At 53.5% G+C, this 21,076-nt stretch carries 22 protein-coding genes; 16 read left to right on the forward strand and 6 right to left on the reverse strand.

Annotated elements, in window-relative coordinates; genetic code table 11:
* Positions 1-287: 287 nt before the first annotated feature.
* On the reverse strand, positions 288-1,745 hold the full coding sequence (gene pepD / locus WFO64_RS00215; RefSeq protein WP_337007926.1) for a beta-Ala-His dipeptidase: 1,458 nt from the start codon (positions 1,743-1,745) through the stop codon (positions 288-290).
* 254 nt (positions 1,746-1,999) lie between these two features.
* On the opposite strand from pepD, the gene gpt reads away from it, so the two are divergent.
* From gpt to crl, 3 genes are all read left to right on the forward strand, one after another.
* A complete protein-coding gene (gpt, locus tag WFO64_RS00220; protein ID WP_337007928.1) occupies positions 2,000-2,458 on the forward strand; it encodes a xanthine phosphoribosyltransferase in 459 nt (152 codons plus the stop codon).
* A 116-nt stretch (positions 2,459-2,574) separates the two neighbouring features.
* Positions 2,575-3,822 (forward strand): esterase FrsA, encoded by a 1,248-nt coding sequence (gene frsA / locus WFO64_RS00225; RefSeq protein WP_337007930.1) that lies wholly within the window; start codon positions 2,575-2,577, stop codon positions 3,820-3,822.
* Between the two features lie 132 nt (positions 3,823-3,954).
* Entirely contained in the window at positions 3,955-4,356 is a 402-nt protein-coding gene (gene crl, locus WFO64_RS00230; RefSeq protein WP_337007932.1) for a sigma factor-binding protein Crl, read from the forward strand.
* Between the two features lie 107 nt (positions 4,357-4,463).
* On the opposite strand, the gene ompC is transcribed toward crl, so the two are convergent.
* Positions 4,464-5,576 (reverse strand): porin OmpC, encoded by a 1,113-nt coding sequence (gene ompC / locus WFO64_RS00235; protein WP_337007934.1) that lies wholly within the window; start codon positions 5,574-5,576, stop codon positions 4,464-4,466.
* A 237-nt stretch (positions 5,577-5,813) separates the two neighbouring features.
* Here ompC and proB point away from each other — a divergent pair, with 237 nt between their 5' ends.
* From proB to ymcF, 11 genes are all read left to right on the forward strand, one after another.
* Entirely contained in the window at positions 5,814-6,917 is a 1,104-nt protein-coding gene (gene proB / locus WFO64_RS00240) for a glutamate 5-kinase (RefSeq protein ID WP_337007936.1), read from the forward strand.
* A gap of 10 nt (positions 6,918-6,927) precedes the next feature.
* Positions 6,928-8,181 carry a glutamate-5-semialdehyde dehydrogenase gene (gene proA, locus WFO64_RS00245; protein WP_337007938.1) on the forward strand — a complete coding sequence of 418 codons (1,254 nt, stop codon included), beginning with the start codon at positions 6,928-6,930 and terminating at the stop codon, positions 8,179-8,181.
* Positions 8,182-8,541: 360 nt separating this feature from the next.
* On the forward strand, positions 8,542-9,273 hold the full coding sequence (locus WFO64_RS00250) for a S24 family peptidase (RefSeq protein WP_337007940.1): 732 nt from the start codon (positions 8,542-8,544) through the stop codon (positions 9,271-9,273).
* A gap of 423 nt (positions 9,274-9,696) precedes the next feature.
* Complete coding sequence (locus tag WFO64_RS00255; RefSeq protein ID WP_337007942.1) at positions 9,697-9,975, forward strand: transcriptional antitermination N peptide; 279 nt, start codon at positions 9,697-9,699, stop codon at positions 9,973-9,975.
* Positions 9,976-10,179: 204 nt separating this feature from the next.
* Positions 10,180-10,647 (forward strand): glycoside hydrolase family protein, encoded by a 468-nt coding sequence (locus WFO64_RS00260; RefSeq protein WP_337007944.1) that lies wholly within the window; start codon positions 10,180-10,182, stop codon positions 10,645-10,647.
* Positions 10,644-10,991, forward strand: coding sequence for a DUF7940 domain-containing protein (locus tag WFO64_RS00265; protein WP_337007946.1), 348 nt, complete (start codon positions 10,644-10,646; stop codon positions 10,989-10,991). The genes WFO64_RS00260 and WFO64_RS00265 overlap by 4 nt, the downstream gene beginning before the upstream one ends.
* Positions 10,988-11,281, forward strand: coding sequence for a hypothetical protein (locus tag WFO64_RS00270; RefSeq protein ID WP_337007948.1), 294 nt, complete (start codon positions 10,988-10,990; stop codon positions 11,279-11,281). Before WFO64_RS00265 ends, WFO64_RS00270 begins: the two co-directional genes overlap by 4 nt.
* A 204-nt stretch (positions 11,282-11,485) precedes the next feature.
* Complete coding sequence (locus tag WFO64_RS00275; RefSeq protein ID WP_337007950.1) at positions 11,486-13,231, forward strand: glycosyl hydrolase family 28-related protein; 1,746 nt, start codon at positions 11,486-11,488, stop codon at positions 13,229-13,231.
* The gene (locus WFO64_RS00280) at positions 13,231-13,779 is read left to right on the forward strand and encodes an Ivy family c-type lysozyme inhibitor (protein ID WP_337009452.1); all 549 of its coding nucleotides are present in this window, start codon (positions 13,231-13,233) and stop codon (positions 13,777-13,779) included. Before WFO64_RS00275 ends, WFO64_RS00280 begins: the two co-directional genes overlap by 1 nt.
* A 320-nt stretch (positions 13,780-14,099) precedes the next feature.
* Positions 14,100-14,312: a transcription antiterminator/RNA stability regulator CspE gene (cspE, locus tag WFO64_RS00285; RefSeq protein ID WP_009091867.1), complete on the forward strand. Its 213-nt coding sequence runs from the start codon at positions 14,100-14,102 to the stop codon at positions 14,310-14,312.
* A gap of 3 nt (positions 14,313-14,315) precedes the next feature.
* Positions 14,316-14,486 carry a cold shock small protein YmcF gene (gene ymcF / locus WFO64_RS00290; RefSeq protein WP_098053076.1) on the forward strand — a complete coding sequence of 57 codons (171 nt, stop codon included), beginning with the start codon at positions 14,316-14,318 and terminating at the stop codon, positions 14,484-14,486.
* 261 nt (positions 14,487-14,747) lie between these two features.
* Here ymcF and WFO64_RS00295 read toward each other — a convergent pair whose 3' ends face one another.
* The 3 genes from WFO64_RS00295 to WFO64_RS00305 all read right to left on the reverse strand — a co-directional run bounded on the left by WFO64_RS00295 (position 14,748) and on the right by WFO64_RS00305 (position 17,820).
* Positions 14,748-16,325, reverse strand: coding sequence for a methyl-accepting chemotaxis protein (locus WFO64_RS00295; RefSeq protein ID WP_337007952.1), 1,578 nt, complete (start codon positions 16,323-16,325; stop codon positions 14,748-14,750).
* Positions 16,326-16,627: 302 nt separating this feature from the next.
* Entirely contained in the window at positions 16,628-16,777 is a 150-nt protein-coding gene (locus tag WFO64_RS00300; RefSeq protein ID WP_337007954.1) for a hypothetical protein, read from the reverse strand.
* Between the two features lie 80 nt (positions 16,778-16,857).
* Positions 16,858-17,820 carry a chemotaxis protein gene (locus tag WFO64_RS00305; protein ID WP_337007956.1) on the reverse strand — a complete coding sequence of 321 codons (963 nt, stop codon included), beginning with the start codon at positions 17,818-17,820 and terminating at the stop codon, positions 16,858-16,860.
* A 167-nt stretch (positions 17,821-17,987) separates the two neighbouring features.
* Here WFO64_RS00305 and WFO64_RS00310 point away from each other — a divergent pair, with 167 nt between their 5' ends.
* The gene (locus WFO64_RS00310) at positions 17,988-18,380 is read left to right on the forward strand and encodes a YgiW/YdeI family stress tolerance OB fold protein (RefSeq protein ID WP_337007958.1); all 393 of its coding nucleotides are present in this window, start codon (positions 17,988-17,990) and stop codon (positions 18,378-18,380) included.
* 36 nt (positions 18,381-18,416) lie between these two features.
* On the opposite strand, the gene dbpA is transcribed toward WFO64_RS00310, so the two are convergent.
* On the reverse strand, positions 18,417-19,799 hold the full coding sequence (gene dbpA, locus WFO64_RS00315) for an ATP-dependent RNA helicase DbpA (protein WP_337007960.1): 1,383 nt from the start codon (positions 19,797-19,799) through the stop codon (positions 18,417-18,419).
* A gap of 981 nt (positions 19,800-20,780) precedes the next feature.
* On the opposite strand from dbpA, the gene WFO64_RS00320 reads away from it, so the two are divergent.
* Positions 20,781-20,933: a hypothetical protein gene (locus tag WFO64_RS00320; RefSeq protein WP_442956114.1), complete on the forward strand. Its 153-nt coding sequence runs from the start codon at positions 20,781-20,783 to the stop codon at positions 20,931-20,933.
* The last annotated feature ends 143 nt before the right edge of the window (positions 20,934-21,076 follow it).

Consider the following 21,076-nt stretch of genomic DNA (forward strand, 5'->3'; position numbering starts at 1 on the left):
TAAAAAAGCAGGCCGGAGCCTGGTTATGATTATTGACAAGGTGAGAGACGATTAGCTTTCAGACCGAGCCAGCACTGGGAACACGGTCAGATCGGAAAGAGGCAAAAACCGCCATCCGTGGCATGCTCGGCCTGCGCGATTACGCACCTCATCCGGGAGGCGCGCCCGTTGCCGGGCCAACGCTTTGCGTTGTTCAAAAACGCTCCGGGCGTTTTTGCCCATTGTGCGGGCCGCTTTCCTCTTCTGACTGTGTTCCCGGAGCATTGAGTTCATTCGTTGTGACAGAATTACTTTTCGGGCACCACATTCAGCAGCGTGGTCAGCAGTTTCCAGTAAAGGCCCACGCTTTCAATATGAACCTGCTCATCAGGCGAGTGCGGCCCGGTAATGGTCGGCCCAATTGACACCATATCCATGTTCGGATAAGGCTTTTTGAACAGGCCACACTCCAGACCGGCGTGAATCACCTGAATGTTCGGGGTTTTGTCAAACAGCGCGATATAGGTCTGGCGGGTCAGTGCCATGATTGCGGAGTCCGCATCAGGCTGCCAGCCTGGGTAGCCGCCTTTCGCGTTGGTCTGCGCGCCTGCCAGCTGGCCCAGCGAGGTCAGCATCTGCACCACATAATCGCGACCGGTGTCGATCAGCGAACGGATCAGGCAGTTGATCTCTGTGTGATCATCTTCCATTGTCACCACACCGATATTCAGTGAGGTTTCGACCACGCCTTTCGCCACGTCTGAATTACGGATTACGCCGTTTGGCGTGCTGTTCAGCAGATTCAGGAAGCGATCGCGGCTGTCAGTGCTCAGGGCATCACCCTGATGCGCCAGCGGCTCGGTGACCAACGCGATGTTTGGCTCCTTGACGCCATGCTCGTTTTTGATGGCGCTCAGGAAGTGCGCCGCCGCTGATTTCAGGGCATCTGCTTTGTGGCTCTCGACCGCTACGGTAGCAAAGGCTTCACGCGGAATCGCATTGCGCAGCGTACCGCCGCTGAAGGCCAGCAGACGCAGATCCAGTTCAGGCGCGTGTGCCGCCAGGAAGCGCGCCAGCAGTTTGTTGGCGTTGCCGAGGCCCATATGAATATCGGCACCGGAGTGACCGCCGCGCAGCCCTTTCAGCGTCAGCTTCAGGGTCTGGAAGTCAGCAGGCACGGTTTCACGCGTCAGCGGCAGAGTGGTGACGAAGTCGATACCCCCCGCACAGCCCATATAGATCTCACCTTCCTCTTCAGAGTCGGTGTTGATCAGGATTTCTGCCTGCAGCCAGTTGGGCTGCAGACCAAATGCGCCATCCATGCCGGTCTCTTCGGTCATGGTCAGCAGCACTTCCAGCGGGCCGTGTGTCAGGCTGTTGTCAGCCAGTACCGCCAGTGCTGAGGCCATACCGATGCCGTTGTCCGCGCCCAGCGTGGTGCCGCGCGCTTTCACCCACTCGCCGTCAATCCACGGCTGAATTGGATCTTTAGTGAAGTCATGAACGGTATCGTTATTTTTCTGCGGCACCATATCCAGATGCGCCTGCAGTGCAACCGGGGTACGGTTTTCCATGCCTGCGGTGGCGGGCTTTCGAATCAGGATGTTGCCGACCTGATCGCGCTCACACCAGAAGCCTTGCTCTTTAGCCCAGCCAGTGATGTCGCTCGCCAGCGCTTCTTCGTGAAAAGAGGGATGGGGAATAGAGCAGATCTTAGCGAAAATATCCCACAGCGGCTGTGGAGAGAGTTGAGACAATTCAGACACGACAGGTCTCCTGTATCAGTGTACCGGCGAGGCCGGACATCGCGAGTTTCCAGTGAAAAATCGCCGTCAGAGAATCTGACGAGCCAGGCCTGAGAATATCACTGTTTTTTACCAGGTGCGCTCTCAGACGCGCTAAAAAGCCGCAACCAGCGCGCGGGTGCTGGTTTTTAGTGCTTCAACTCCTTATAATCCCGCGCAACCTTTTCCCCGTTGCACATTTTTACGCCACTTCGGTTGGCTGGGATTTCTATTCTATGAGCGAAAAATACGTCGTTACCTGGGACATGCTTCAGATCCATGCCCGTAAACTGGCACAACGCCTGCTGCCTGTTGAACAGTGGAAAGGCATTATCGCGGTGAGCCGCGGCGGTCTGGTACCGGCTTCGCTGCTGGCACGTGAACTGGGTATCCGCTACGTCGATACCGTCTGCATCTCCAGCTATGACCACGATCATCAGCGCGAAATGAAAGTCCTGAAGCGCGCAGAAGGCGACGGCGAAGGCTTTATCGTGATCGACGACCTGGTCGATACCGGCGGCACCGCGCAGGCGATTCGTGACATGTACCCGAAAGCGCGTTTCTGCACTATTTTCGCAAAACCCGCCGGTCGCTCACTGGTTGATGATTATATCGTCGATATTCCGCAGGATACCTGGATTGAGCAGCCGTGGGATATGGGCGTGGTTTACATTCCGCCGATTGTTAAAAACTGATTGATACGCGTCAGACAACGCCCGGTTTTCCGGGCGTTGTGCTTTCTGTGCCTCGCCCCCCGCATTGCCATACAGTACACTTAGCCATCGCCGTTTCTGTTGCAGGAGAAGTGACTATGTCGAGCAAAAATCTCAGCGAGGAGCTATTCAAGCCGCGTTTCAAACATCCTGAAACCTCTTCCCTGGTTCGCCGCCAGCATCATGCTACCCCGGATGTCCACTCTGCCCTGGATGGTGACAGCCAGCGTGGCTGGTATCGGATGCTGAATAAGCTGATGTGGACCTGGCGTGGCCTGACGCCACAGGAGATCAGCGAAGTGCTGGCGCGTATCGCCATCAGCACCGTTGAGCATACCGATGAGGCGCTACTCGACACCGTGATCGGTTTTCGCGGCGGCAACTGGCATTTTGAATGGTGCAGACAGGCGGGTATCTGGCAGCAGAAAGCGCTGGAAGCTTCCGACGACAGCGAGGCGGGTGACTACTGGCTGCATGCGGCGCATCTCTACAGCGTCGCCGCTTATCCCTATATAAAGGGTGATGAGCTGGCTGACCAGGCACAGACGCTGGCGAATCGTGCCTATGAAGAGGCGACACAACGGCTGCCAGGCGAGCTGAAACCCCTGACATTTGCCATCACAGGCGGCAGCCCGGTCAGTGGATTTTTGCACATGCCGCCTGATGTAGAAGCGCCTTATCCCACGGTGCTGTTGTGCGGCGCACTCGACTCGTTACAGAGCGATCACTACCGCCTGTTTCATGACTACTTCGCACCGCGCGGCATTGCGATGCTGACCATTGATGTGCCGTCAGTCGGTAACTCAGTGAAATGGACGCTGAATCAGGACACCAGTTTTCTGCATCAGCAGGTGCTGCGCGATCTGAAAAACGTGCCCTGGGTCGATCACACCCGCGTGGCGGCGTTTGGGTATCGCTTCGGCGCTAACGTGGCCGTGCGGCTGGCCTATCTGGAATCACAGCAATTGCGTGGGGTCGCCTGTCTGGGTCCGATTGTGCATGCCCTGCTGACGCAGAAAGCGTTGCAGGATGCGATACCGGATATGTACATGGATATGCTGGCGAGCCGAATGGGCATGGCAACCGCCTCCGACAGCGCGCTGCGTACCGAACTCAATCGATATTCGCTTAAAACTCAGGGGTTGCTGGGCCGCCGGACACCGACGCCGATGCTGTCGGGCTACTGGCAGAATGATCTCTTCAGCCCGGAAGAGGAGAGCAAGCTGATCGCAAACTCTTCATCAGATGGCAAAGCGTTGCTGATTCCGGTGAAGCCGATGATGGCCAGTTTCGACAAGGCGCTGAATGATATTTGCGACTGGCTGGCGAAGCGTTTAAAAAGGTAACTGGCAAAATTTACAGTATTTGCTACAACTAGTAGCGGAATTCTTCCGGACTGCCATACCGTGCGCGATGACGTGACCAGGCAGTCCGGAAAATCAGGGCTGTATAGCGGTCAAAACCTATGGAGAATCAGCATGACGTTACCAAGTGGTCATCCCCGCAGTCGCCTGCTTAAGCGTTTTACTGAGCTTGGGCCTTATATTCGCGATGGGAAATGTGGCGAAACCCGTTTCTTCTTCGACTGCCTGGCTGCCTGCGTTAATGTGAAACCAGCACCTGAACTGCGTGAGTTCTGGGGCTGGTGGATGGAACTGGAAGCGCAGCCTGACCACTTTACCTATGTCTACCATATCGGTCTGTTCGATAAAGAGGGTGACTGGTCGGTGGCAACCATCAAAGGTAAAGAGAATACGGCGCGCGTAGAAGAGACCTTACGCAACTTCCATACCCGCCTGAAAGCGATGCTGCAGGAGTTCGAGCTGGATCTGATTCCGGCCAGCGATTTTGACGAAAAACCGGTGAAGCTGAGCGCCTGATGGGGTGATTAGCGATAAAAAGGGCGAGTTTAAAACTCGCCTTTTTTTATGATCACCGTTTCTGCAGCCCACCTCCGGCCTTTAACGGCGCGGGGTGGGCCTGAAAATCAGAACTGGTAAGTCACACCCATCGCCACGACGTCGTCATTGTTAATCGACAGCGCGTTGTCATCACCCAGCTGGTTGATTTTGTAATCCACAAAGGCGGACATATTTTTGTTGAAGTAATAGGTCGCGCCAACGTCAATATATTTCACCAGATCTGCATCGCCGATACCGTTTTCGATATCTTTGCCCTTGGTCTGAACATAGCCCACAGAAGGACGCAGTCCGAAATCAAACTGATACTGTGCCACCAGCTCGATGTTCTGCGCTTTATTGGCTGCGCCCGCAACGGTAGCGCCGGTATTACGGTTGGTGCCGCTGATTGGCGTCATGTTGCGGGTATCGGTGTAGATCGCTGCCAGGTAGATGCTGTTGGCATCATACTTCACGCCTGCGCCCCAGGAATCCGCACGGTCACCGCCGCCATAGGCGCGCGCCTGCTGCTGGTTAGTGCGGTCAGATGAGGTGATGGCACTCATCAGGCTTACGCCGGAATCACCCAGAGCATAGCCCAGTGAAGCACCGTAACCGTCGCCATTCTGGCGGTTAATGTCGGTGCGACTGTTGGCGCTGGTGGCGTCGTTTTTGCCCTGATACTGCAGCGCAATTTTCAGCCCATCGACCAGACCAAAGAAGTTGTTGTTGCGATAAGTCGCCACACCGGTGGCGCGCTGGGTCATAAAGTTGTCAGAACGGGCCGTGCCATCGCCGCCGAATTCCGGGAAGACGTCGGTCCAGGCTTCGACGTCATACAGCACACCGTAGTTACGCCCGTAGTCCACCGATCCATACTGCGAGAATTTCAGACCGGCAAAACCGAGGCGGGTTTTGTTTCCATTGCTGGCGTCGCTGCCTTCGGAGTTATTAAGGTTGTACTGATATTCCCACTGACCGTAACCGGTCATCAGGTCATTAATCTGAGTCTGACCCTTGAAGCCGATACGCGTATAGGACTTGTCACCGTCTGCGCTGGCATTATCGCTGATGTAATGCTCAGCTTTAACTTTGCCGTAGAAGTCCAGTTTATTGCCATCTTTGTTATAAACTTCAGCAGCCTGCGCGGCAGACGCCAGCGTCAGCGTGGAGAGGATCATGGCCAGTGTGCTTTTCTTCATTTGCTATCAATCCCAATGTGAACGCCATAAAAAAATAAAGGTTTTGTAAAACACGGACTTTTTACCCGTCGCTGATGAACTTTTTATGACACTTTTCCTGGTTTCTTGTTAATGCTGAATTTTTGGTCTACGCCAGTGTCCGCGTAATTTCGTGCTTTTACCCCGCTGGCTGTTGGCTTCCTTATCGACTCCTGTTAAAACGTCCTTTCGTAAAAATTTTTCACTACGGCAGGAAATATGAGTGGCAGTCAGACCTTAGTGGTCAAGTTGGGTACCAGCGTTCTTACCGGCGGCTCTCGCCGGCTGAATCGGGCGCACATGGTGGAACTGGTTCGTCAGTGTGCGCAGCAGCATGCCGCAGGACACCGCATTGTGATTGTCACCTCTGGCGCGATGGCCGCCGGACGCGAACATCTGGGCTACCCCGACCTGCCGCCGACCATCGCCTCAAAGCAGCTGCTGGCTGCGGTGGGGCAGAGCCGTCTGATTCAGTTGTGGGAGCAGTTATTCTCTATCTACGGTATCCATATTGGTCAGATGTTGCTGACCCGTGCCGACATGGAGGATCGCGAACGCTTCCTGAATGCCCGCGACACGTTGCGCGCGCTGCTGGATAATCACATTGTGCCGGTGATCAACGAGAACGATGCTGTCGCCACTGCTGAAATCAAAGTGGGCGACAATGACAATCTCTCGGCGCTGGCGGCCATGCTCGGTGGTGCCGACAAGCTGCTGCTGCTGACCGATCAGCAGGGACTGTTCACCGCCGATCCGCGTAACAATCCTGAGGCTGAGCTAATCAGTGACGTCCATGTGATTGATGATGCGTTACGCGCCCTGGCGGGCGACAGCGTGTCCGGACTTGGCACCGGCGGCATGTCGACCAAGCTTCAGGCGGCGGAAGTCGCCTGCCGCGCCGGAATAGACGTGATCATCGCGTCGGGTAGTCGCAGCGGTGTGATCAGCGATGTGATTGACGGCAAGCCGGTCGGCACGCGCTTTCATGCGCAGCAGTCGCCGCTGGAGAACCGTAAACGCTGGATATTCGGTGCGCCACCAGCGGGCGAACTCACCGTCGATGATGGTGCACTGTCGGCGATTATCGAACGCGGCAGTTCGCTTCTGCCGAAAGGGATCCGTGCTATCCAGGGGAATTTCTCGCGCGGTGAAGTAATCCGTATTCGCAGCCTGCAGGGCCGGGACATCGCCCATGGCGTGTCACGCTACAACAGCGACGCGATGCGGATGATTGCCGGTCATCACAGCCAGCAGATCAGCGAAATTCTGGGATATGAATATGGCCCGGTGGCGGTTCACCGCGACGACATGATTGTCAGTTAAGGAGTGGACAATGCTTGAAGAGATGGGAAAAGCGGCACGTGCCGCAGCTTATACCGTGGCCGATCTGTCGACGGCAGAGAAGAATCAGGTTCTGATGACCATTGCCGATCGTCTGGAGGCGGAAAGCGCAGATATTCTTGCAGCCAATGAGCTGGATTTAGCTGATGCGCGCCAGAACGGCATGAGCGCCGCGCTATTAGACCGACTGACACTCAATCCGCAACGCCTCGGCAGCATCGCCAGCGATGTGCGCCAGGTCTGTCAGCTGGCCGATCCGGTTGGACAGGTAATTGACGGCGGCCAGCTCGACAGCGGGTTGCGCATTGAACGCCGTCGCGTACCGCTGGGGGTCATTGCGGTCATTTACGAAGCGCGTCCCAACGTCACGGTTGACGTTGCCAGTTTGTGCCTGAAAACCGGCAACGCCGCCATTCTGCGCGGCGGTAAAGAGACCTGGCGCACCAATGCAGCCACCGTAAGGGTGATTCAGAACGCGCTGCAGCAGCACGGCTTACCGGCTGCTATTGTTCAGGCCATTGAAAACCCCGATCGCGAGCTGGTGAATCAACTGCTAAAGCTGGATCGCTACGTTGATATGCTGATCCCTCGCGGCGGAGCCGGGCTACATAAGCTGTGCCGGGAAAACTCAACCATCCCGGTAATTACTGGCGGCATCGGCGTCTGTCACATCTATATTGATGAGACGATGGAGATTGAACCGGCACTTGATTTGATCGTCAACGCCAAAAAACAGCGTCCCAGCGCCTGTAACTCGCTGGAGACGCTGCTGGTGGATCAGGCGATTGCCGGGCGTTTCCTGACCGCCTTTAGCGCGCGCATGGCGCAGGAAGCCATCGCACTGCATGCTGACAGCAACGTGCTGACGCTGCTGCAACAAGGCCCGGCATCGGTCACGCTGATTAATCCACAGCAGTACAATGATGAGTGGCTGTCACTGGATCTTAACGTCAAATTAGTGGCGGATATGGATGAGGCGATCGATCATATCCGCACCCACGGCACGCAGCACTCTGATGCCATCCTGACCCGCAATACCTGCAACGCCGCGCGTTTTGTTCGTCAGGTCGACTCCTCAGCAGTCTATGTCAATGCCAGCACCCGCTTTACTGATGGCGGACAGTTCGGGCTGGGGGCTGAAGTGGCGGTCAGTACCCAGAAGCTGCATGCCCGCGGGCCGATGGGTTTAGAGGCGCTGACCACCTACAAATGGATAGCCTGGGGCGACGACACGCTCCGGCCATAACGGCCATAATATTTAACAAAACGGGAGTCTTTCACAGACTCCCGTTTTTTTTAGCGCCCCTTTTCGATCCAGTTAAATATAGAGTTTTCTGAGCATCAGCTTAATTTTTGTTCCGGTCTTGTCTCCGCTGGCTATTATTCTGGATGATATTTACACAATTTCTTACGGAACATTCCTGAAAGCAGAGCCTGTACGCGGCCTGAGGCAATATTTTTTGGTCTGCCGCGGGCTGAAGCGGATAATGATAATTAGAAATGCTTTATAAAGCGGTTAGGTAGTAAACGAGCGGTAATATAAAATGAACTGGTAGCAATAATGAAAATAACATCCAGTATCTCTTCAATGGTTGATTATTAACTAATGGTTAAAAAAGAAAGTACAAGACAAGCTTTCACCGCCAGGCTGATAGCGGCCTGTGAGAGTGCTGGCATCGTCGGACATGGACGAAATAAACGGGTTGCCAAAGCCCTGCAGCAGCAAGGCTGTAAGATTTCAACGCCGGCAGTGTGGAAGTGGTTTAACGCGCACTCAGTGCCTGATGGCGGCAATTTGCTGGCCCTCAGCCAGTTATTGGGAGTCAGGGTAGAGTGGCTGCAGTACGGTATGGAGCAACCCGCTGAATCAGTAACGCTAAGCACGTTGGCCGGTCATAAAAATGTGTTTCGGGTGGATAGCCTCGACATTGGTCAGCGAAGCGCTGCGGGTCTGCCCGCGCGTGATGAGTTTGTCGAGACCATCCAGGCGATCGAGTATGGTCTGGATGAGGCACGGGTACTTTTCAATGGTCGCCAGGCGGAAAACATCCGGTTAATTGCTATCAACAGCGACTCGATGGCTGACACCTTTGCGCCACGCGACCAGCTGTTTGTGGATATCAGTGTGCGAATGTTCGACGGCGACGGCATCTATATTTTTACCCTTGATGAGCAACTCTACCTCAAGCGGTTGCAGCTGCAGCATAAAAAAATTGCTGTAATATCAGATAATAAGCGTTATGAAACCTGGTATCTCAATCATGACGAGGTCAGCAGCCTGAAGATACTGGCAAAAGTGATCATGAGCCAGGCGCGACACTATCAAATCCTCGGCTAAGGCCGCTTCTGCCGCTTTTCTCAAAAGAACTGCAAAAAAATAATCGGCATAAATTCATAAATTTAACCAGCGGTAAATAAAAAATTAACCAACAGTATTTGATAAAGCATAAGAACCTGTTAATAATTTGAATATGGATGAACGAGGCAGTTCTTTCAGGGATGACCCGCTCTTAAACAATTGAGGCGCTGCACAAGCGCGAATCATACCACCCAAAAGTCAGTGAATTTTGGGATGGGGTGGATGCGCAAAATGCAGCGTCGTCAGATGCCGTTTATTTCCCCTCGCTTACTTTACCTCCTGGCTGCTAACGCAACCGGGCGGCGAGCGTGCGATCGCGATACACGACATTCGGGCCCGTTCGGATCACCGAAAGCTCGCGCCTGCCACCCCATCGCCAAAGACTCATTCACAGGAGGAGTTATGGCGATAATTCACTATGGCAAAAGCGTTTTTATGGGCAACGCACGTACTCGTCGCCATCGGCGGCGCCAACCTCTCAGCAGCCTGCAACAGAGTATTGACCAGGCCCTGAACTTCCCCAATGAAACACCCACCCTGCGGCGTGCAGAGAAAATCTGCCAGCGTCAGGTCAGCCCGCGCGTTGACCGTGCCATCACTGCACCCCGCATCATCAGCCAGGACACACCCAGTTTCGACAATTGCTGTCTTCCACACGTTCATCTCTACGCCGTGAGCTGAAACGTAAAGAAATCCTGTTTTTACGTTCCGGTTAACTCTCCGCTATCTCCAGCTATCACTGGGCGCAACTTACTGAATTACTGTTCAGTTTTGCTGCAGGGTCAGTAAGACCTTCTGCTGTGCCGGGGAGAATAATGATCAGCAGGTGTTATGTATTTCTTTTCACAAGGTTGACTTGCTTTAACCCGCTATTGAGGAGTCGTTATGAGCCAGATAATCGCAGTACTGAATTTTGAAGAGGGATATGTCGACACGCCTTATCTCGACACGCTGGGCTTTCCTACGGTGGCGGGCGGCATCCGCATCGGGCCAAAAGGGGCGTCGCTGAGTAATTACGCTTTCCGCGTGCCACGGCGCGTCGGAGATGTCTGGAAGCAGTGCATTCTTGAAAACAAAATTCAGGAAATGCAGAGCAGAGAGTTGCTGAGTAATGCGCTGGCGAAGTGCAACGACGCTCGCACCGACGTGTTGCTGAGCATGAATTATCAGTTGGGCGTCGAGGGCGTACTGCAGTTCAAAAACATGCTCACCGCCATCGTCGCTGAACAGTTTAATGAAGCGGCTGACGCGATGATGAACAGCCTCTGGGCCCGTCAGACACCGGGCCGCGCCCGACGTCACGCGGAGATGATGCGCAGCGGAACTTATTCGATTTACAGGGGGTTGCTATGAGATGGCTCATGTTTCTCATCGCCGTGCTAACGGCAATCATTATTCTGTTTCTGCTGCAGCGCTTTACCACCCTGCAGTTTGTCTCCCATGCCCGCCTGCTTTTCAAAACCTGGTCTGTCTGGCTTGCGTCGCTGGGTTCCATGCTCAGCGCCTGGGCACAGTCGTTTCCTTCTGCCGCCATTGATGCCTGGAGCACACTGCCCGAAGACGTTAAAGCCATTCTGCCGCACAACTACCTGGGGCTGGTAGGCGCATTCATGGTGGCCATGGGGGTAATTGCACAATTTGTTCGTCAGAAAAGCCTGTTCAACGCGAAGGAGCAGGGGGGAGGAACGCAGCCATGACTCTGATAACCACCTTACTGGGCGGCGGCTGGCATTGGCTTGCTGCTCTGGCTGCCGTCATTGCGGCGCTGTGCGCCAGTTACTTCGGCGGCAGGAAAATCGGCAAAGTGCAGCAAAAAGCGCGATCTGACGTCGATAACGCGCAACAGGAGGCGTCCCGCGTCACCGCGGTGGCGCAACAGCAACAACACAACCGCGAGGAGGCTAACCGTGTGGCGACTGACAACCATAGCCTTGATGACGCTGCTGCTCGCGACAAGCTGCAGCAGTCGAAATACCACAAACCCTGAGCCGGTGGCGATCACCGACTCTGCCTGCGTACTTTTTTCCCCTCTTTATACCTACGGCGATGACGCGCAAAAAATGGACGTTCGTACAGTGCGCGCCATCAACACCCACAACGACATGTGGGACTCCCTTTGCGGCCATCCGGCTGCGGCTAAGTAGTGCGCTGATGATCAGCGCACTAATCCAATGATCCTGAGGAGGATTCTATGATCGAAGTTAACTCTTTTGCTGAACTGCGTACCACGGTTCCACCAAAATCAGGGGAAGTCGCGAGCCTGAAACGCTATTACGACAAAGACTCCAGCTTCCGTGGTGGCGCTGACTTTGTCGGTTTTCTCAGCACCACCCCGCTAAAAGATGATGGCGGGACGGTGGCGGTGGGTAACGGTTTCTACTGGAAGCGCACCATCAACGATCCTGCTGAAGTGAATATCCTGCACTTTGGCGCGAAAGGGGATGGCGTCACCGATGATACTGAAGCCTTTAAGCGGATGCTGGCATGGACGCAGATCTACAATGCCTATGCGAAAGCGATTCCAGTACGTTTTCCGGGTGGCCGCTTCCTGATTTCACCCATCGATCTCACCGATACGGAGTTGTCGTTTTTTGGTCTGTCAGGGGATGACATTGAACAGGGATCGGCACCGCGTACCACCATTGTTTCTGACAAAAGCCCCAATCCCGTGTTTAAGGTCATGGCGCGCCGAATCGCCATCAAAGGTATCGCCTGGCACGGGCAGTCGAATGCCGATGTCTCCGCCAAAACCACCATTACCGCCGAGCAGTGCAGCAACATTCAGCCATTTTTCGAGAATACGATTACTGGAGGTCAGGTCGTCAGTATCTTCTGTTTCAAGGCGCAAAGTACGGGGGGAACCGTCTTTAAGCTGCAGGATACGCTCGATAGTAAGTTCGATCAGATCTACACCTCAAGCACCTATGGTCGGGTGTTTGATGTCGGCTGGTCAAACGCATCAAAGGGGAACTGGGATCACTCTACCGCCATTGAGCTGTGTAATGCCAATTTCCAGACAGGTTATGGCGACGCCACACTCTATATGCCACGCGTCACGCAGGGGATTTTGCGCAACGTCTGGATTGAGCATTCGCTTAACCCGGGGGATCTTTCGGACGGCGGCTGGAACATTGAGACGCTCAACATTGAAGATTGCGCCACACCGCTCAATCTCAACAATGCCCGCGTGGTGATGCGTCATATCAACCTGCAGGCGGGGGCGAGAATCACCAATGATCTGGCCGGAAGTAAATGGTTATCGACCTTTGAATATGGCTATCGGCGGGATGAGAACTATGGCACGTTCATGACCGGTTCGCTGCGTGCCGGCTATTACAGCGGCTATAAAGTCGTGAACAACACCGATACCGATAACTGGTATCGGTTAGGGCAGCTCTTTTTTCCGGCGGCTAACCAGCAATGGGTGATGGAGCTGATTGGGAAAGCGGATGCCACCACGCCCTCCGGCACTGCTGGTTCGCCGGTTAATGTGCCTGGCACGGGTAAGACCCTGATCAACCTTCAGCGACTGGAGACGGTCTGGGCTGATGCTTACCATATGGGACAGCCTTCAGTGCTGGACATTCGTTATGGCCGGGTAGGTACCACTTATGCCGTAATCTGGGTCAAACTGAAAGCCAATAGTGGAGAAACCATGTTCAACCTGAAGACCACAGGCCCGACCCGCTTCGATACGGGTTCCTGTTCGTTGTTCCAGTCTGATATGTCGGTGGTTACGGACATCACAAGTATCAGTAACCTGAAACCCGCTGCACGTTTCGGCATGCACAACGGAGTGGCGGGCATCGGCGCCAACGAAAAAGGGGTGGTTACACTCGCTTCCGCAGCAGGTACACCGACCAATAAGACCGCTCCAACCGGCTTTGTGCTGATCAATATCAACGGTGTTGACCGTAAGGTTCCTTACTACGATTGATGATTGGCATGTTTTGGGCGAGGCTTCGGCCTCGCCCTTTTTTTATCTGCGTCTCTGAAACATCATTAGCAGCTGCTCTCTGCCAGACAAATAACGACAAAGCCGATATTGTCCTGTTCTGCGCAGGAAGCGCTCAGGCAGAAGGAAGGAAACGCGATGAAAAGAGGTTTTTAAGTGGCTGCATTAGCTGGCGTGCCGATGTGAGTGCCTCAGCCCAACCCTATATTTTTGATTTTATTCAAAAAGTAGGGCGGGTAGCCATATCAATAGCTTATGGCCGGGTACCCTTTGCCCGCATGGGTTTAGCAGGGCAGGACCCGTACACCGGCAAAATCACTATCAAGGGCGCGACCTGTCAGGTGCTATCTGGCTGTAAGCCGCATAACTGCCCGGCGCTATCTATCGCCATCCTTTACTCTCCGGAAAAAGGCGCGATCCATGGTGTCTACTCCGATTACGATCAGAAAATCGAGCGTCAGACGCTCACCTGGCTCAATCTCAATCCAGCAAAAGATGCGGAGATGCGAAACATTCTGTTCACCATCTGAATGGCAACGTAGCAGAGTCAACGTCCCTCCAGGAGCGCAGTGCTTGCCAGGGCTGACGATAACACCGTAAATGCTACGTGTTGCATTCGGGCAACGCTATTTGCGTTTAATTTCAATTACGGCTTGCGTCACAAGGAGATGTGTGGCTTAATGAATTGTCGGTTTGATTAACAGACACTATCAAAGTAAGTAACCAAAGCAGTTCTCATCTCTAAGTTTGTCGCGAGACATCCCTTCTTTTTGAGTCTTCTCTTACGTTCTGATTAAAATCTGTTCTCAGGCCATTATGCCGGAAGGCTCGATATATTAAGGATTTAAGCATGTCTAACAAAATTCGCGGTACCGTTAAATGGTTTAACGCAGAGAAAGGCTTCGGTTTCATCTCTCCTCAGGACGGCAGCAAAGATGTATTCGTACACTTCTCTGCAATCCAGGGCACCGATTTCCGTTCATTAGACGAAGGTCAGCAAGTTGAATTCACAGTAGAAAATGGCGCTAAAGGCCCAGCTGCTGCGAACGTTGTTGGTCTCTAAGGACTGAAAATTACTTTTAAATGTCCTCACTGTAATGGCTCACAGTTTCGTACATCACATTTTGATGTTACAAGAGCCAATCCGCATGGAGCGAAATGCATTTTCTGCAAATCTGTCGTTGTTCAGGTGAACGCGGCGAGGATTGCAATTCAGAGCCAGCTTCGCGCTCTCTGATTAAGGCTAGTGAGCTTTATAGCGTTGTTGCATTTACAGTAATAAAAGGTTGCCTCTGGCAGCCTTTTTTGTTTCTGCGTTTCTCCCTTTCACGCTTTTTCCTCGTAACCTGCCTATTTACCTTTACTTATCCTGTTTAACTTTTACCGCTTACCGCTTACCGCTTACCGCTTACCGCTTACCGTTCTACTGCCTGTAACCTGTCTGCTCTTATCGTCACCCTTCTTAAACTGGCCCGCCGAAGCAGGCCGTTGAGAGGGATTAGCGAAGCACGGGTTGCAGTGAGAGCTTGCCGGTATTAAAGACGCTCATCGCCTGTGCCATACGCTCTGCCTGATCCTGCAGCGCTTGTGAGGCGGCTGACGCTTCCTGTACCAGCGCGGCGTTCTGCTGCGTCACCGCTTCCATCTGGGTAATCGCTTGATTGATTTCATTTATGCCGCTGCTCTGTTCGCTGCTGGCAATGGTGATTTCGCTCATAATGTTTGCCACGCTCTGCACGCTGTTCACCACTTCACCAATAGTTGAACCGGCGTGTGTCACCAGTTTGCTGCCTTCATCAACTTTAGCGACAGAATCTTCAATCAGAACCTTAATCTCTTTGGCCGCTGAAGCTGAGCGCTGCGCCAGGTTACGCACTTCACTCGCCACGACCGCAAAGCCGCGACCCTGTTCCCCCGCGCGCGCCGCTTCAACTGCGGCGTTAAGTGACAGAATATTGGTCTGGAAGGCAATGGAGTCAATAACGCTGATGATATCGACAATTTTTCGTGAGGAGAGGGCGATTGCTTCCATCTTCTCAATGACCTGCTCCATTACCACGCCACCTTCCCGCGCCACACTGGAAGTGGTTGAAACCAGGTGATTGGCTTCACGCGCATTGTCGGCGTTGTGTTTCACGGTTGACGTCATCTGTTCCATGGCGGAGGCGGTCTCTTCCAGCGAACTGGCCTGCTGTTCGGTGCGCGTCGAAAGATCAAGGTTTCCGCTGGAGATCTGATTAGAAGCCACTGCGATGGTGTCAGAGCCGGTACGCACTTCTGTCACAATTGACAGCAGGTTATCGTTCATCCGCTGCAGCGCCTGCATCAGCACACCCGTTTCATCTCGCGAGGTCACCTGCATCTGGGTACTCAGATCACCTGCGGCAACGCGTTCAGCGACATCAACCGCTGCAACCAGCGGACGCACAATAGAACGGGTCAGGAAATAGCCCAGCATAATAGAGGCCAGAATCGCCAGTGCGGAGAAAATCAGCGTGATGGAGATAGCAGCATGACCATTTTCCACAATTCCCTGACCTTCACTGCGCAGCTGCGAATCCTGAGAGTTAGCAAAATCCACGGCATCCTGAAGAAACTTATTCTGGGTGGCCGTCATCGATTTCAGCACATAGGTGCTGGCAGCATCAAAATTGCCTGCTTTAATCAGGGTGATCAACTCTGCTTTAACCTTCTCAAATGCCTGAGACGAGGCCAGCAGACCGGCGATCTTTTTCTTGCCAACCGGTGTGACCTGAATATCTTCGATCTTTTTCATGGCACTGTTGGTGCGTTGCGTTGCTTCATCCAGCTGACCATAACGCTTAACATTCATTTCCGGACGCGTCGTGTCGATTACCATGCCGCGCAGGTATTTGATCTGATCGTTGACGCCATCACGCACATCGAACGCCAGTCGTACTTTTACATAGCGATCGTCGACGATTGAGGCGATCGCCGTATTAATACTGTTAATTCTTGTTATGGATGTTACACCAATCACTATCAGTAACGTTACAATAATACCGAAGGCTGCTGCGAGCCGCATTCCCACCTTCATATTCTTAATACTGAACATGTTCTCTTCCCCGTTTTATTATTAATCAATTTGTTAGCAGCACGCAGGTTTCATGCTGTTGTGCGCAGCGCCTTACTGATGTCTGTGGTGACAATTGCAGGCAAAAAGGTGATCTCACGCATACAGTTATCGGAGCTCGAAGTTGTACCTTTAATAATTTTTAAGTAATAACGCTGAGTGAATAAATAACCAGTAAAAAGCATCAGAAGGGTTTAATGAATGTTTGCAGGTGTAACTGCAGGCAAAAAAAAGGGCTATCAGCAGGGATGCTGACAGCCCGATCCACACAAGCATGAATGGATTCAGAAAACTAAGAAGTAGAGGCCTACCCAGAACACGACGCTTAAGGTGACGGCGGTAATCCAGGCCAGCTGGCGTAAACGGCCACGCAGCATATTTTGGCGGGAAGGCGTAACAGGTGCGGGCGTAACAGGCAAAGTTTCAATGTGCATAGTCGATTCCTGGTCAGGTCAGCGAGTCCGCTGGCTAAAAAGTAAAAACGCGCCGGGCATGCTTATCAGCGCGCATTCGCTTAGCGGGCCGCGTCGAGAACGTTGAAAATCACGTCTGACAGCTCATTCAGCTCAAATTTCGCCACATAACCGTCGGCACCCACTTTGCGCACGTGATCTTCGTTAGCGCTGCCAGAGAGTGAGGAGTGGATCACGACCGGCAGAGCCTTGAGAATCGGGTCACGCTTGATGTTGCGGGTCAGCGTAAAGCCATCCATTTCTGGCATCTCCAGATCGGTCAGCACCAGGGCAATTTTGTCGTGAATAGACTCGCCCGCGGCCTGCGCTTCCTGGCTCATCAGCTTAATTTTTTCCCAGGCTTCCAGACCGGTGTTAAACATCAGCGCCGGAATGCCCATGCTCTTCAGGCCCTGCTCCAGCAGCTGACGCGCCACTTTGGAATCTTCTGCCACAATCGCCACCGCACCCGGGCGGTAGTTGAAGGCACGCGGTCTGGCCGCTTCAGGTTCGACGCCGCGTACTGATGGGATGATGTCATACAGGATTTGCTCAACGTCGAGCACCATCGCCAGCTCATTGCTCTGCTTGTCAGTGTCCAGGCAGGCGATACTGGTGATATTGCGGCCGCCGATACCGGCTTCGGCGGTATGCACCTGACTCCAGTCGAGACGCACAATGTTCTCCACTGACTCCACCGCAAACGCCTGGGTGTTACGGGCATACTCGGTGACCAGCAGCAGGTTAAGACCGGTTTCCGGCACACAACCCGCCACGGCCGGCAGGTCGATAACCGGAATGAACTGACCACGTATACTCGCCATCCCCAGTAGCGGCGAACGCATGCCTGCAGCTTTGGTGATGGTCGGCATCGGCACAATTTCACGCAGCTTGAAGACATTAATGCCAAACAGCTCAGATTTGCCTTTTAGCTGATCGGAACCTAAGCGAAACAGCAGTAGCTCAAACTTGTTCGATAACGCGAGGTTCGCTCTTTCATCGATCTCTTTCTGAAAATTATCCATGGTTGCCTCTGCATTAACGCAGCTGGTGAAATAGGGTGTGAACAGTTTATCGGCAGCAAACGGAAAAAGGTGAGAAGAGAAAGGTGAAATAAAACGGACGCCAATTATTGTGCCAGGCTTAACCCTGAAGGTTCAACATGGACACCTTTCCAATAAAGGAGTGTGAAATGAAAAAAGTGATTTTAGCATCGTTGCTGGTGATGATGAGTGCGGGTGTTTCGGCCGAAGAGGGCGGATACAAAGCGGGCGATACGCCGCCGCCGCAACACAAGCAGGATGCCGGCTATAAAGGATCAGAAGATACCGGTCAGACGCATATCGATCAGATCCGCGATTTCCGTCAGGGCGGATATGTGACACTCGAAGGTTACATCGTGAAGAAAGAGCAGGGCGAGCGGTATCAGTTCCGCGACAACACCGGAACCTTACCGATTATCGCGCCGAAGAAAACCTTTGGTGGTAAAACCTACACCGCAGAAGACAAAGTCCGCGTCAGTGGCAAAGTTCAGGGCAAAGGGCACAAAACCACGCTGCATGTGACACAAATCGAAGAGCCGTAAGAAAACGGGCGAGGTCATTACCTCGCCCGTTTTAATTTAGTCCTTCAGCAGAATCGCCCGGCAGGTTTTACCTTTGATTTTGCCCTGCTTGAGTTTCACCAGCGCAGCTTTAGCGTGGTTAGCCTCAATTGCCACGTAGGCATGGGTCGGCGTCAGGACAATTTTTCCGATCTGCTCGGCCCGATAACCCGCTTCACCGGTCAGCGCCCCCAGAATATCGCCCGGACGTATCTTGGCTTTACGGCCACCATCAATACACAAGGTCATCATGGCTGCAGGCAGCGGTTTACTGCTGCCCTTTTTCAGCGTGCTGGCAGAGACCCATGGCAGCTTCTGCTGCAGGAAATCTTCCAGCGCATGCGCGCGAGCCATCTCATCGGCAGCGACCAGGCTGACTGCGACGCCATGTTCGCCTGCGCGTGCCGTACGACCGATGCGGTGCAGGTGAATTTCAGGATCCCAGGCGAGCTGATAGTTAACCACCATCGCCAGCGATTTGATGTCGAGTCCGCGTGCGGCGACATCGGTGGCGACCAGCACGCGACCGCTGCCATTAGCGAAGCGGATCAGCACGCGTTCGCGATCGCGCTGCTCCAGATCACCATGTAAAGGCAGGGCGCTGATATCACGCGCGTTAAGCGCCGCGGCGACATCATCACATTCACGTTTGGTGTTGCAGAAGACCACACAGGATGAAGGCTGACGATCGCTGAGCAGTGCTATCAGCAGACCCAGTTTTTCATTGTGGCTGGCTTCAAAAAACTGCTGGTCGATTGAAGGCAGTTCGCTGACATCTTCAGTCACCACGCTCAGCGCATCACGCTGAAAACGGGTGCTAATGGCGGCGATGCCGTCTGGCCAGGTGGCGGAAAAGAGCAGCGTCTGGCGCGAGGCGGGCGTAGCTTCAATGATCGTTTCCATATCATTCAGGAAACCCATCTCCAGCATCCGATCCGCTTCATCCAGCACCAGCGTATGGAGCTGGTCCAGTTTGAGGTTTTCACGATGAATATGGTCAAGAATACGACCCGGCGTGCCAACCACGATATGGGGTGGATGCACCAGCGAATCACGCTGTGCGCTCATCGGCTGTCCGCCACATAGGGTGAGAACTTTGATGTTGCGGGTGAAACGTGCCAGCTGGCGCAGCACATTGCCCACCTGATCAGCCAGTTCACGGGTCGGACAGAGAATCAATGCCTGGGTCTGAAAGCGGGCACTGTCGATATGGTGCAGTAAACCAATCCCAAAGGCAGCCGTTTTACCGCTGCCGGTTTTCGCCTGCGCGCGCACATCGCGTCCCTGCAGAATGGCGGGCAGCGTAGCGGCCTGCACGGGCGTCATGGTGGTATAGCCCATCTCGCGCAGGTTATCGAGCTGGCTGTCAGGAAGCGAATTGAGGGTAGAAAAAGCGGTCACGGGCGCGGCCTCTGAGGCTGAAAGTGTAGGGCATTATTGCGGGGCAAGTCTGGCAGAAAGCACGCCTGACAGCAACGGGAACCTCGATGGTTAGCGGTATGAAACTATATACACCGCAAGGCTTAGGAATAGACTGAAGTTTACGGGAAAAAGGTGGTTTATTTTTATCGATTAACCCATGGCTGAATGTGACCAGGCTAAAAAGGTGATCGCTTAAGGCCAGTAATTATTTTATAAGTGGCCGTTTTTGAAAATTTATTTCATTGTTAATCAGATAAATCCTGAACTGCTACTCCAGTAATAGAATTAATCATTAAAAAATATTACCCCTGGTGCCGATAAAAATCCTGAGCTAATTGCTTTATATTTAGCGCGCCATATTCCTGGTACAACCACCGGTAGAGGGTATTTGCATTGAGTAATCGCATCCAGGGACCACATGAAAATGTGCTTAAAATAGTAGGCCGCGCCGTACTGACACTGCATGTTCATGGAGAGAGCTTATCAGCTGATAAGATCGCTTCGATGATTGCGTGTTATGCGGAAGATGAGCCCTGTGATCAGGAAGATCGTCGCTTATACGCGCTAGCAATGGAACTAATGTCGAATGATAAATGGGCCAAAAGCGCGTAATCCGCACTCCGCTCAGGTAAATGCAGAGCCTCCCCTGTGGAGGCTCTTTTTTTTGGTAAGGGGCTGTCTCCAGCAGCGTTGAGTCTGAGGCTGTGGAACAGGCGCTAGCTCAGGGAGCCTGCACCTTCCGCAAAGGGGCAATATCGTCATCCCTGGCGGCTCAGCGCGGGCTATCTCTGTCCCGCGATGCTTTGCTCCAGGGTGACTGACTGCGCAGTTTGGCGGGCAGGGTGCCAGGTCGTTGGACCTTGCCGTTGGTGCTGGCCACACTGTTCGGGCTGTTGCTCACCCCCAGACCAATAGCCTGAACAGAGGTCGCCGCGCTGCCTCTTTACTATCGCGGGCAGTATGCCGTTTATCGCCGGACAAAGGCATGTGCTCACCGGCCACTTTACCCGCGTCGGGTTATTGCAGGCGTCGGTCACGCTGCTACGGGTCGTACTTACTCTGCGTTTCCATCCGCGCAGCTATCAGCGCGTCTTCCCCGAGGTGAATCGCTGATTTTGGTCCGACCAAAACCGGCAATATTTTTTCTCTGGTTCACACTCCAGGAAAATTCGCGCAACTTCTGTTGCCATTGGTTAACAATGCATTAACTATCTGTTGCCATAAGCTCTGGCTAACCTTTTTTTGGTCTGACCACT

Origin of the sequence: Pantoea sp. AS142 (assembly GCF_037152305.1) — a bacterium.
Lineage (GTDB): Bacteria > Pseudomonadota > Gammaproteobacteria > Enterobacterales > Enterobacteriaceae > Pantoea.